Origin of the sequence: Sporosarcina sp. A2, assembly GCF_050858885.1 — a bacterium.
Classification (GTDB): domain Bacteria; phylum Bacillota; class Bacilli; order Bacillales_A; family Planococcaceae; genus Sporosarcina.
The window spans coordinates 2,677,440-2,689,954 of the sequence record NZ_CP193898.1 but is presented as its reverse complement, the minus strand read 5'-3'; the positions used below and the strand labels follow the sequence as shown (position 1 = coordinate 2,689,954).

Genomic DNA, 12,515 nt, shown 5'->3' with positions numbered 1-12,515 from the left:
GATGACGGCTTGTTTGTTGATATTAAGATTGTGCGAGTTCCAATTGAACCGCTGGACCAAAGAATTCGAAGTGAACGTTTTCTTTGTCGATGCCCATTGAATACAACTCACTGATCACAGCTTGCATGAACGGAGTCGGTCCGCAGACATAAATGTCGCTACCTTCAAGTACATTTTTTTCTAGAAAGTCCCGGTTGATGAACCCGTCGCCTTCTTCTGAGTAAAGCGCTGCATAGCTTGAAGACTCGAGCTTTTCATCCATTTCACGAACGACTGTATCGAACGCTTGGTGACTACGAGTACGTGAGGAATGCAAGAACGCTACAGGACGTTCAGGCGTTGTTGTAGCAATTGTTTCGTACATCGCCATCATTGGAGTCACTCCGACACCACCACTGATTAGTGTGACTGGTGCATTGTTTTCAATATCCAAGTAGAAGTCACCTGCTGGAGCACTAAGCTCAACAGTATCTCCGATAGCTAACTGATCATGTAGATAGACAGACGCTTTACCATTTGGATTGTTGTCAGCTTCACGTTTTACAGAGATACGGAATGACTCGCCATTCGGAGCTTGGGACAGACTATATTGACGAATCAATGTATTTTTTTCTCCCGGAATTTCTAGCTTAATGCTGATAAATTGACCTGGTTTGTACATAGGTACTTTTCCACCGTCAACCGGTTTGAAATAAATTGAAGTAATGACGTCGCTTTCTTTGATTTTATCGGCAACGATAAAACCTTTGAATAACTTCCATCCGCCTTCTTCTGCTTCCATTTCATCATACATCGATTTTTCTACACCGATGAAAGCGTCCGCAATCATGCCATATGCTTCTTCCCATGCACCAAGAATTTCTGGTGTTGCTGCATCTCCAAGTACTTCTTGAATAGCACCGAGAAGGTACTTCCCAACGATTGGATATTGTTCAGGCACGATACCAAGTGAAACGTGTTTGTTTGAGATTTGGACAACTGCAGGTATGATTGCACCTAGGTTGTCGATATGTTTTGCTGCTGCTAGTACTGTATTTGCAAGTGCGGTTTGTTGACGTCCTTGTGCTTGGTTCACGTGGTTGAACACGTTCAATAGTTCAGGATGAGCCTCGAACATATTTTTGTAAAACACAGTTGTTATTGTTTTGCCATGTTGCTCGAGAACAGGTACAGTGGATTTAATAATATCAATATTTTCTTGGGATAACATGATTGACACGACCTCTCGTAGTTGTTGAATTAAGCATAAACCTAATGAATTTAAAAAGCTATATCAAAAATACATCTTTAAAGACTGTTCGTATTTTAGTCACATTTTATTCAAGGAATAGACAAAAACAAATAGTTCTAGCGAAAGTAGGTGGGATAACATGCGTTTAACGCTTTATACGGACTATTCATTACGTGTTTTGATTTTCCTTGCTGCTAAGCCTGAAGGAGCTCTTTCAACGGTGCAAGAAATATCGGAGTCATTCGCGATTTCTAAAAATCATTTAACAAAAGTCGTTCATGAACTGGGAAAAGCGGATTTCATCGAAACAGTTCGAGGTCGCGGGGGAGGCATCCGCCTGAAAGTGCATCCAAATCAAATTAATGTCGGCAACGTTGTTCGTAAGACAGAAGATGACTTTCAGTTGGTGGAATGCTTTAATCGGGAGTTGAACCAGTGCATACTTGCACCTGCGTGTCGGTTAAAAGGTGTCTTACAGGAAGCGTTGCATGCGTACTTAGCGGTATTGGATCGTTATACAATTGAAGATTTTGTACAAAATAAAGATGAAATAGGTATGCTTCTATTTCCGAGATCGTTGCTGTGATGGTAAGATGAAAGAGATGCATTAGGTATAGATATTTAGGAGGAATTCACTAATGAACAAAGTACTTGTATTTGGCCACAAAAATCCTGATACGGATTCAATCGCTTCAGCGATTACATACGCATATTTGAAACAGCAAATTGGGATGGACGCAGAAGCTGTGAGACTGGGTAGCATTTCTGAAGAAACTGCATTTGCATTAGAGACATTTGGCTTCGAAGCACCTCGACAAATCGATCGTGCAGCAACGGAAGCGTCAAAAGTCATTTTGGTCGATCATAACGAAAAACAGCAAAGTGTAGATGATATTGAGGATGTTCAAGTTCTTGAAGTCATCGATCACCATCGAATCGCGAATTTCCAAACAAGTGAACCTCTTTACTATCGTGCGGAGCCTGTTGGGTGTACGGCGACCATATTGAACAAGTTGTTCAAAGAACACGGTGTTGCGATACCGAAAAACATTGCGGGCTTGATGTTATCAGCAATTATTTCGGATTCGTTGTTGTTCAAGTCACCGACATTTACAGAAGAAGACAAAAAAGCAGCAGACGAACTTGCCGATATTGCAGGTGTGGACGCAAGCGTTTACGGGTTGGACATGCTTAAAGCAGGTGCAGACCTTGGAAGTAAAACGTTGGAAGAGCTCATCTCACTCGATGCAAAGACTTTCGAAGTTGGCGAAGTGACGATGGAAATTGCACAAGTGAACGCAGTCGATCTCAATGACGTGTTGAATCGTAAGGAAGAGCTGACAAAATTGATGACGAAAGTAGTATCTGTGAAGAAGCTCGATTTATTCTTGTTTGTCATTACGGATATCATTAACAATGATTCAATTGCTATTGCGATCGGTGAAAAAGCATTCACAGCGATGGCTGCATTCAAGGTTGTCCCAGCGAATGATATGGCAATTCTGAACGGAATTGTATCGCGCAAGAAACAAATTGTTCCAGTTTTGACGGAAGCATTTAAATAAGAACGAAAAAAACAGCCCGATGAGCGAAGAGTTTGCTCATCGGGCTGTTTTTTTTTTTTTTTTTCGGTGGGAGTATACGTTGAATTGTATGCTGATGCCGATTAATTCCGTGACGTTGCCGATTCGTAGCTCAATCGTTCCGATTCATGCCTTAATGTTGCCTATTCTCTCAATTATTCTTCCGATTCCACTAACTCAGTGCGCGTCATTTTTAAAATTAAGAGGACGTGTTGCGGGGCCTTCAAGTACGGAGCCATCTTTTCGGAAACGAGAGCCATGGCAAGGGCAATCCCATGTTTCATCACCTTTGTTCCAACGAGTGCGGCAGCCCATGTGCGTACAAATCGGTGCATTGGTGCGCGCTATATGACCGCCTGTAAATTCCTTCAATACGAACCCTGTAGTTTTTAACGCTTGAAACAATAGCGTCCCGAATCCTGTGCGGTCGGGAGCATAGAGTGCAATGGCGGGATTTTGTTGGCCAGTAATCTGGTCTGTAACAATTTTTGCAGCTGCGATTGAATTTGTCATGCCCCATTTACGGAAACCTGTACAAATATGGACATAAGGCATCGCAGCTGAAATCGGTCCGGCATAAGGAATTAGATCCGGTGTGGAAGGATCTTGAGCGGACCAGCTATGGATCGGTTCACCGAGGTAATACGTCGACTGTAATTCCTCGGCGAGACGATTGTAATGGAGATCGGTATCACTCGTGACACCTGCTTTATGATCCTCACCACCGAGCAGGAAGTGTGACCGTCCGTCAATGAAGACAGTGCGGATGGATCGTTTTGGTTCATCCACAGACAAGTACTGGCTCTGTAAAGGCATATCTGCAGGAGCCGACAGCAAATACGAACGTTTTACTTCCAACTTCAAAATGTTCATGCCGCGCAATGCTTCAATCGGATAATGTGTACACAACACCAACTCATCGAAAGTAACAACAATACCTGATGAAAGTTGAAGTGACTTCTCTTTCAAGTCCATGGAACGGACATCGGACTTCTCGCACAATTGTACGCCTTCAGCAACAGCGAGTTTTGCAATGTGCTGGCCGAATCGAACAGGATGTAGCTGGGCTTGGTTGCTTAACGTCAGTGTTTCTTTCACGGATATCGGCAGTTCCCAGTTTAACCGTCTATCAAACGGAATGCCGAGGGCCTTATACGCATCCGCTTCGAACTTGAGAGTCTCGATTCCTTTATCCGTTCGTGCAAACAATACAGAATGGGTGGAGCGTAGTTCGTCACCTTCAGCAATGTACTCTGCGAACCGAATAGCGGCATCGTTCGTCTTATAATAGAGCTTAGCGGATTCTTCTCCGAATTTCTTGATGAGATCCGCATACACTATATCGTGCTGTGTTGTGAGTTTGCCAGTTGTATTTCCTGACGCACCTTCAAGAATCCGGTCTTTTTCAAGCAAGAGTACTTTCTTTCCTGCCTTTGCTAAGAGATAGGCGGTCGTGACTCCACAAAGTCCTCCCCCGATAATACATACGTCGCAGGAAGTATCAGAAGATGGTGGTGCATACGTATCTCGTGGATATGCTGTTTCAAGCCAAAGTGATTTTAGCATAGTGAGTTCCCTCCGCATTTCCTAATTTCAGTTACGTCCATCTTTGCCACAAATAACTCAAGTTAACGGAAGCACCAAAAAAAAGTACGAATTCTCATCAGTTTTTCATCTTGAACGCGTACACTTAGATGAAAGTTAAACAAGTCCTTACCTCTTGTCAAAACGATAGATTCACAGCATACTGTTAAAAGGAAACATACAATCGAAAGGGTTGGGTAAAATGGCTAAGCAACAATGGCTAAGTGATTTGCAAATTACTATTACTAAGGGGCAGCTTTTGCTGGATGAACCCCTTTCAGCTTATACAAAGACAGAATTAGGTGGGCATGCAGATCTTCTTGTCATTCCTGAAACGGTTGAGGAAATGCAAAAGACTGTGCGTTATGCATATGAAAACGAAATTCCATTACTGTTACTTGGGAATGGATCTAATATGGTTGTCCGGGATGGAGGCGTGCGTGGCATCGTCATCCATCCTGTAAAACTCGATACGATTTTAGTAGAAGGCACGTCTGTTCATGCGGAAGCAGGTGCACATATTATCGCTGTATCAAGAGCTGCTGCGGCGGCAGGGCTTACTGGATTTGAATTTGCTTGTGGAATTCCGGGTTCTGTTGGCGGTGCAATGGCGATGAATGCGGGAGCATATGGCGGAGAAATTAACGACGTTATCGTCCAATCGACACTCATGAATCGAAAAGGTGAGATTTTCATCTTATCGAAAGAGGAACTGGATTTACGCTATCGGAAAAGTATCATTGCGGATGAAGGATATTTCGTGTTGTCTTCAGATTTCGAACTGATCGTTGGAGACCGGGAATCAATCGATGCAAAAGTAGCGGAACTGACATTTTTACGCGAATCAAAACAACCGCTCGAATATCCGTCAGCGGGTAGTGTGTTTAAACGCCCTCCAGGCTATTATGCAGGGAAGCTGATTCAAGATAGTGGTCTTCAAGGTAAAGGAATCGGTGGAGCGGAAGTGTCTACCAAGCACGCGGGATTCATCATCAACAAGAACCATGCAACCGCAACCGACTATATTCAAACGATCGAAATGGTTCAAGCTGAAGTGAAAAAACGTTTTGGCATAGATCTTGAACGCGAAGTGAAAATTGTTGGGGAACATGCAGAATAAGCAAAATAAAAAGCAGAGAGCGCTACGGCACTTTCTGCTTTTGTGTAATTAGACGTCAATTTTGCAACTGACAAGTGAGGGGTCTTCTACACGGTCATCTGTAATCCGTACTTGGCACATTTTACCGTCATACATGAATTTAAAGATTCCATTATTGAAATCGGTACCGGTCTCTTTGAAGAAAATCCCTTCAAAACGGGCATCTTTTGTGTAATTAAACGTGATGCGGAACCCATCCCCATCATCCGTTAAATAGGCTCGTAAGCCTTTTTCAAATAAGCCTTCCACGTCGTGCTTAATGGAACGTGCGACGGATACAACATGGAAATCGACAAAAGTAATTTCGCGTAATAAGACGTTCATGAAAGAACCTCTTGTGATTTCCTCCCATCGACTTTGGGCGGTTTGTCCAATAATAATCTGAGTGACATTGCGAGCATGTGCCACCTGCTTAATCACTTTTGCAGTAGGACGGCTTTCGTTGTCCTGTACGATGAATTCGTCGACTTCCAATTCATCTGCAAGTTCACGCCATCTATCAATATAATCCGACTTATCCGCATCCATATCGTCAAGAGGACGTGGATCGACAGTTAAAATATAAAGGGGACAATCCATTGCACTTGCCATCTGATGTCCGCGTCGGATAAGACGTTCTCCGTTAGGTCCGTAATACACACAGACGAGGATGCTTTCATCCATACGTCCTTTTACCTTTCCCATGTAGCCTTCCACCTTCCTGGAATCCGAATACTAGGCGATCGCACTTTGCACGTGACTCTTCAAGTGCGATTGGAGTAAATGTTGTGTATACTTTAGAATGAAACGAAAAAACACAACCGCCAAAGTTAGCACGCAGTTCCTGAAACGAAATTGTCGTTTCGGGCTTGTTCACTGTACTCATATGGCACTCATTATCTACGGCTTTTCCATCTTAGTCAAGAGGCCAGAGAAAGTTTCTGTATATTCTTGGGTATGCTAGGTCGTTTCGTTTAACTGTTCTTACGATAGAACCCGTGTTTTCTTTTTGATTGGGGGGGTACGATGAAATGATTATTCCTTTACTTATCTTGGTGCCATTTGTGGCATCGCTTTTTGTCCCGCTGCTTTATACATATGTTCGTAGCAGAAAAATCGGTTGGATGGTCGTACCGGTTCCGCTCGTATTGTTTATCGTTCTCGCTTTGCAGCTCCCGAAACTTGCCGCTGGAGAAACGCTTTTCCACACCATTCATTGGCTGTATGCAGCTGATATCCACTTCACCACTCACTTAGACGGCCTCAGCATGATTTTAGGGTTACTCATCACAGGCATGGGTACGCTCGTCATTTTGTACTCCATTTATTATTTGTCGGAACGGGAAGCACTCGGTCGGTTTTATATGTATTTGTTGTTATTCATGGGTTCCATGCTTGGTGTTGTATTCTCAGATAACGTTCTCGTTCTCTATGTATTCTGGGAGCTCACGAGTGTTTCGTCTTTCCTTCTCATCGCTTTTTGGCACCAACGGAAAAATTCGCGTGCGGGTGCTAAAAAAGCAATGCTGATTACCGTGACAGGCGGAATCGGAATGCTTATTGGATTCCTAATGATGCACCAGATGACGGGGACGTATAGCATTCAAGAGATGATCGGTATGGCAGAGACGTTACCGTCACGCGATCTCTTCATTCCGGCGATGCTTTTAATCCTTCTTGGTGCTTTTACAAAGTCAGCGCAATTCCCGTTTCATATTTGGCTACCGGATGCGATGGAAGCACCGACACCAGTCAGTGCTTATCTACACTCCGCCACAATGGTCAAGGCGGGGATCTATCTAGTTGCTCGGTTCATTCCGGTATTCGGTGAAAGCGAGCTATGGTTCTATTCGGTTACATTCGTTGGATTACTTACGTTGTTATGGGGCTCATTCAACGCAGTCCGTCAAAATGACTTGAAAGCGCTCCTAGCCTATTCGACGATCAGTCAACTTGGGCTGATCATGAGTTTACTCGGAATCGGTTCAGCTGCCATGCTTAACATTCCGGGGTTGGACAAAACCGTTTTTACAGTGGCAGCGTTTGCAGGACTTTTCCATTTGATAAACCATTCCACATTTAAAGGCGCGTTATTCATGATCATCGGGATCGTCGACCATGAGCTCGGGACTCGGGATATTCGGAAATTGGGTGGACTCGCTATCTTCATGCCGATTACATTTACGATTGCACTGGCAGGCAGCTTTTCGATGGCGGGACTGCCACCGTTTAACGGGTTTTTAAGTAAAGAGCTCTTCTTAGAAGCGAGTGTCGCTGTCCAACAATTAGCGCTGCCTGGTGTACATGTCTGGATTCCGATAGTGGCTTGGGTTGCTAGTGTTCTGACCTTTGTCTATTGCATGATTATTGTTTTCCAAACGTTTTTCGGTCGTCAGCAACAACAGCCAGCTTGGGTGGACCGAGGCGCACATGATCCGCAACTCGGCATGCTTGTGGCCCCTGCCATATTAGGGCTAATGATTGTTGGATTGTTCTTCTTCCCGAATGTGTTAGGGAAGTGGATCTTGAAACCAGCAATGGCGGCAGTTTATCCTTCATTCGGGGACCCTGGATTGCTCGTTCCTCACATTCAAGCATGGCATGGGTTAACACCGGCGCTCTGGATGACGATAGGCATCATCGTTATAGGTGCGTTGCTCTATACTTTCTTACATCAGTGGAGAAGAATCTATACGATTTCTCCGTTCAGTTGGAAAATGGACAACATTTATAATTTGTTGCTCATACAGTTAGAAGGTCATTCCTATCACCTTACTAATAAGTATATGACGGGGCATTTGCATCGTTATTTCACGTACATTCTGCTGTTTTTCATCGCCATGATGGGAACTGCATTGACATTCGTTTGGCGCTTAGCCTTTAACTTTTCAGAGGATTCAATTGTAACCGTTAACGAGTATATTCTTGTGATGGTTATGATGGCCGCTGCCATTGCAATTGTTTTCGCGAACTCGAGGTTGATTGCGATTCTATTAAATGGTGTCCTTGGATTTACAGTTGCGTTTCTGTTCGTCGTTTTGCGTGCGCCTGACCTGGCGCTTACACAAATCGTCGTGGAAACGGTGACAACAGTGTTGTTCTTACTGACATTCCGATACATGCCAGATTGGAAAAAGGAACGTCCACGGCGATCAGTGAAAGTGATGAATGCATTCATTGCAATTGCTTCAGGCTTGATCGTCATTATTACGGCGCTTATTGTTCAAGGAAACCGTCTGTTCGATCCGGTTTCCAAGTACTTTGAAGACTCGAAGACTTTGACGGGCGGAGGCAATATCGTGAACGCGATTTTAGGAGACTTCCGTGCGTTCGATACAATGCTTGAAATTGTCGTCTTGCTAATCGGTGGACTCGGCGTGTATGTATTGATCAAACTGAAAGATGGAAAAGGCGGTGACGGCAATGAAAATTAATGACGTCATTTTGCGTACCGTCACAAAAATCATTGTGTTCATCATTTTAACGTTCGGCGTCGAACTTTTCATATCAGGGCATAACGATCCTGGCGGAGGGTTCTCAGGAGGACTCGTCCTCGCTTCAGCGTTGCTGTTGCTCTATATGACATACGATATTGAAACGGTCCACAAAGGGATTCCGTTTGATTTTAAGAAAATTGCAGGACTTGGCGTTTTTCTTGCGGTCGCAAGTAGTGCAGTTCCTATGTTTTTTCACGATCAATTCCTAACGCAAGCAAAAGGGGACTTTGCTTTGCCTGTGTTCGGAGTGACGGAACTATCGATGGTACTACTATTTGAAGCGGGTGTTGCGCTAACAGTTGTGGGGGTCGTCGTGACGATCCTGTTGACGATCAGTGAGGATGTGAGTTGAATGGAGACCTTAATTACATTACTGGTGGGCGTTCTCGTTATGGTGGCAGTCTATTTACTGCTGTCGCGTAACTTTGTGCGGATTATTTTAGGGACTGCCATCCTTTCTCACGCCATCCATTTACTGATCCTCGCGATGGGTGGATTGAAAAAAGGGGGAGCCCCGTTACTAACTGAAGAAGGTTCGACTTATACCGATGCGCTACCGCAGGCACTTATCTTAACTGCAATTGTTATTAGTTTTGCTGTTACGGCGTTCCTTTTGGTACTCGCCTACCGGATCTACCGGGAAACGGGCGCTGATAATTTGGATGATGTAAGGAGTGAATCCGATGACTAATACGCTCGTATTGCCAGTACTCATCCCACTACTTACTGCGATTGTTTTAACATTCTTCCGCAACTCGTTCGTGTTACAACGAGTACTTAGTTTCTTAGCTACTGCCGCTTCCGCTGGAATTGGTGTGTATTTGTTGCTACGAATCCAGTCGGAAGGTATTTTACGCTTAGACTTCGGAGGGTGGAAGCCACCTTATGGCATTCTGTTCGTCGGTGACTCGTTCGCACTGTTATTAGTAACGGCTGCTGCAACGGTAACTAGCATTATTTTGCTGTACGCGTTTTCAACAATCGGAGAAGCGTTCGAGAAAATGTACGTCTATCCATTCATGCTGTTCTTGCTTGCAGGCGTCAATGGCTCGTTTTTAACGGGAGACGTGTTCAACTTATTCGTCTGCTTTGAAGTAATGTTGCTTGCCTCATACGCTCTTCTAATCCTGGGAGGACGCAAAGTCCAGCTTGTCGAAGCATTTACGTATATTACGATTAATGTACTGGCCTCATGGTTTTTCCTTCTTGCGATTGCGTATTTGTATGGCGCAACAGGAACACTAAACATGGCGCAATTAGCGGTACGTGTCACTGAAAATGGTCAAGGACCTGTGCTGACAGTGATCAGTCTAATCTTCTTACTTGTGTTTAGTTTAAAAGCAGGCTTGTTACTGTACTTTTGGTTGCCGGGATCTTATAGCGCACCGCCTGCTGCGATTGCAGCTCTATTCGGCGCTTTGCTTACGAAAGTCGGTATTTATGCGTTGATCCGCATGTTCACGCTCGTGTTTCATCACTCCCCAGAGATTACGCAATCGATTATCGGAATCATGGCTGCACTGACATTGATTGGTGGGAGTCTCGGTGCACTGTCTACGAGAGACATTCGTCAGATTATCGCCTACAACGTTGTCATTGCAGTAGGGTTCATCCTCGTTGGACTAGCAGCGGGCAACGAAATTGCGCTACAAGGTTCAATTTACTACGTGTTGCACGATATGGTTGTGAAAGCGATGTTGTTTCTAGCTGGTGGATTAATGATTTCATTAACAGGTAAAGCGAAAATCGGTGAAATTAGTGGGTTGCTACGGAACTATCCTGCCCTTGGTTGGTTGTTCTTTGTCGCCATGCTTTCGCTTACTGGGATTCCGCCTTTTAGTGGATTCATAGGGAAAGTGTTGCTTGGTGAAGGGTTAATCGAAGCGGAAACGTATGTATTACTGACACTTGCGTTTGTGTCGAGCTTGTTCGTGCTGTATTCCTTGTTGCGCATTTTCCTCAACTGTTTTATGGGGGAAGCAATCATCGGCAGCGAAGAACAAGTTGTACTAAAGAAACGGACGTTGCTACCGATTGTCATGCTCGGAGTGTTAACGCTCGCTATCGGAATCGGGGCAGACTGGTTGGCGCCCTTTGTAAATGATGCGGCAGCGACATTAGTCGACCCGCAATCGTATATTGAAGCTGTATTAGACAAAGAAGCGTTGCTGAAAAACTAGCGCAGAAGAAAGGGGACTGGAGAATGCCAGGTCAACTGTTATTGAACTTATTCATCGCATTTCTATGGATGCTGCTGATCGATGAAGACGAATTGCGTTTTTCCACGTTCTACGCAGGATTTCTCGTAGGCATTGGAATCCTGTTCTTCATGCACCGCTTTTTCGGTACGCGCTTCTACTTGCGACGCGTCTACGCTGTCGTGAAATTGCTGTTCATCTTCGTTTCGGAACTCATTCAATCGAGTGCTGTTGTATTGCGGCAAATTTTAAGTCCGCGCTTGAAAATTGAACCTGGGATCTTCAAGTATGAAACGATTTTACGAAGTGATGTAGAAATTACGATGCTCTCGATGTTGCTGACGTTGACTCCAGGTTCCGTCGTGATGGAAGTAACACCGGAAAGTGACGCGTTATACATACACGCGATGGACGTCCAGGAATCCCGTGATGGGTTGATCAAACAATTGAAGAACTTCGAAAAAGCGATTATGGAGGTGACCCGATAATGATAGAGACGATGCTCGCTATATCTGTTGTGCTGTTCGCGATAACGATTGCGATTGCTGTTCTCCGACTCATCATGGGTCCCTCTATGCCAGACCGAGTTATCGCCATGGATGTTGTTGGCGTGAATCTAATTGCGATGATCGGAGTCGTGTCCATTGTGTACGGAACGAAAGCTTATTTGGAGGTCATTCTGATTCTCGGAATTCTTTCATTCATCAGCACGATTGCCTTTTCCAAGTATATCGAGAGGGGGGTTATCGTTGAACGAAAACGAGATCGGTGAATTCATTGGTGCCTTGCTAATCCTGTTTGGAAGTGTCTTTAGTGTAATTAGTGTGTTCGGATTAATCCGCTTGCCGGATGTGTACACGCGCTCACATGCCGCAACAAAAAGCTCGACATTGTCAGTTTTGCTGACGTTGACAGGCGTCTTTCTATACTTTCTGTTCCACGATCATTTCGTCAGTGTCCGTGTGTTGCTCGGTATCGTCTTCGTCTTCCTCACAGCTCCGGTTGCAGGTCACCTGATTATCCGTGCCGCTTACCGCTCAAAAGTAGGTCTAGCAGATATTTCCGTCGAGGATGAATTGTACGAAGTGATTCACGGAAATCCACCCGTTGTGGATGAGGAGACAGACGTTGAGTGATCATAAAAGTGGGGGAACGCTCATAACCCGTGTGAAGTGATCATAAAAGTAGGGAAACGCTCATAACCCATGGAGAGTGATCATAAAACTAGAAAAGCGCTCATACCCCAGGGAATGTGATCATAAAACTAGGGAAACGCTCATACCC

The 12,515-nt window shown here is 44.5% G+C and carries 14 protein-coding genes; 10 read left to right on the top strand and 4 right to left on the bottom strand.

Annotated features, from left to right (window positions below; genetic code table 11):
• Positions 1–22 precede the first annotated feature (22 nt).
• Positions 23–1,210: an NO-inducible flavohemoprotein gene (hmpA, locus tag ACRPI0_RS13665; protein WP_432353254.1), complete on the bottom strand. Its 1,188-nt coding sequence runs from the start codon at positions 1,208–1,210 to the stop codon at positions 23–25.
• A gap of 160 nt (positions 1,211–1,370) precedes the next feature.
• Between hmpA and ACRPI0_RS13660 the strand changes: the two genes are divergently transcribed.
• Positions 1,371–1,817, top strand: a complete 447-nt coding sequence (locus ACRPI0_RS13660; RefSeq protein ID WP_432353252.1) for an RrF2 family transcriptional regulator — start codon at positions 1,371–1,373, stop codon at positions 1,815–1,817.
• Positions 1,818–1,869: 52 nt separating this feature from the next.
• On the top strand, positions 1,870–2,796 hold the full coding sequence (locus ACRPI0_RS13655) for a manganese-dependent inorganic pyrophosphatase (protein WP_432353250.1): 927 nt from the start codon (positions 1,870–1,872) through the stop codon (positions 2,794–2,796).
• A 195-nt stretch (positions 2,797–2,991) separates the two neighbouring features.
• Here ACRPI0_RS13655 and ACRPI0_RS13650 read toward each other — a convergent pair whose 3' ends face one another.
• Positions 2,992–4,380, bottom strand: coding sequence for an FAD-dependent oxidoreductase (locus ACRPI0_RS13650; RefSeq protein WP_432353248.1), 1,389 nt, complete (start codon positions 4,378–4,380; stop codon positions 2,992–2,994).
• Positions 4,381–4,600: 220 nt separating this feature from the next.
• Between ACRPI0_RS13650 and murB the strand changes: the two genes are divergently transcribed.
• On the top strand, positions 4,601–5,518 hold the full coding sequence (gene murB, locus ACRPI0_RS13645; RefSeq protein WP_432353246.1) for a UDP-N-acetylmuramate dehydrogenase: 918 nt from the start codon (positions 4,601–4,603) through the stop codon (positions 5,516–5,518).
• Positions 5,519–5,566: 48 nt separating this feature from the next.
• Here the strand turns inward: murB and ACRPI0_RS13640 are convergent, their stop codons facing one another.
• On the bottom strand, positions 5,567–6,241 hold the full coding sequence (locus ACRPI0_RS13640) for a universal stress protein (RefSeq protein WP_432353244.1): 675 nt from the start codon (positions 6,239–6,241) through the stop codon (positions 5,567–5,569).
• A complete protein-coding gene (locus ACRPI0_RS13635; protein WP_432353242.1) occupies positions 6,213–6,422 on the bottom strand; it encodes a hypothetical protein in 210 nt (69 codons plus the stop codon). Before ACRPI0_RS13635 ends, ACRPI0_RS13640 begins: the two co-directional genes overlap by 29 nt.
• 145 nt (positions 6,423–6,567) lie before the next feature.
• Between ACRPI0_RS13635 and ACRPI0_RS13630 the strand changes: the two genes are divergently transcribed.
• From ACRPI0_RS13630 to ACRPI0_RS13600, 7 genes are read left to right on the top strand one after another with little or no spacing between them, the layout of a single operon-like run.
• A complete protein-coding gene (locus ACRPI0_RS13630; RefSeq protein ID WP_432353240.1) occupies positions 6,568–8,970 on the top strand; it encodes a Na+/H+ antiporter subunit A in 2,403 nt (800 codons plus the stop codon).
• Positions 8,960–9,385 (top strand): Na(+)/H(+) antiporter subunit B, encoded by a 426-nt coding sequence (locus ACRPI0_RS13625; RefSeq protein ID WP_432353238.1) that lies wholly within the window; start codon positions 8,960–8,962, stop codon positions 9,383–9,385. Before ACRPI0_RS13630 ends, ACRPI0_RS13625 begins: the two co-directional genes overlap by 11 nt.
• Positions 9,386–9,724, top strand: coding sequence for a Na(+)/H(+) antiporter subunit C (locus ACRPI0_RS13620; RefSeq protein ID WP_432353236.1), 339 nt, complete (start codon positions 9,386–9,388; stop codon positions 9,722–9,724).
• The gene (locus tag ACRPI0_RS13615; RefSeq protein ID WP_432353234.1) at positions 9,717–11,213 is read left to right on the top strand and encodes a Na+/H+ antiporter subunit D; all 1,497 of its coding nucleotides are present in this window, start codon (positions 9,717–9,719) and stop codon (positions 11,211–11,213) included. Before ACRPI0_RS13620 ends, ACRPI0_RS13615 begins: the two co-directional genes overlap by 8 nt.
• Before the next feature lie 23 nt (positions 11,214–11,236).
• Complete coding sequence (locus tag ACRPI0_RS13610; RefSeq protein WP_323691662.1) at positions 11,237–11,719, top strand: Na+/H+ antiporter subunit E; 483 nt, start codon at positions 11,237–11,239, stop codon at positions 11,717–11,719.
• A complete protein-coding gene (locus tag ACRPI0_RS13605; RefSeq protein WP_432353232.1) occupies positions 11,719–12,003 on the top strand; it encodes a Na(+)/H(+) antiporter subunit F1 in 285 nt (94 codons plus the stop codon). The genes ACRPI0_RS13610 and ACRPI0_RS13605 overlap by 1 nt, the downstream gene beginning before the upstream one ends.
• Positions 11,981–12,367, top strand: coding sequence for a Na+/H+ antiporter subunit G (locus ACRPI0_RS13600; protein WP_432353230.1), 387 nt, complete (start codon positions 11,981–11,983; stop codon positions 12,365–12,367). Before ACRPI0_RS13605 ends, ACRPI0_RS13600 begins: the two co-directional genes overlap by 23 nt.
• The last annotated feature ends 148 nt before the right edge of the window (positions 12,368–12,515 follow it).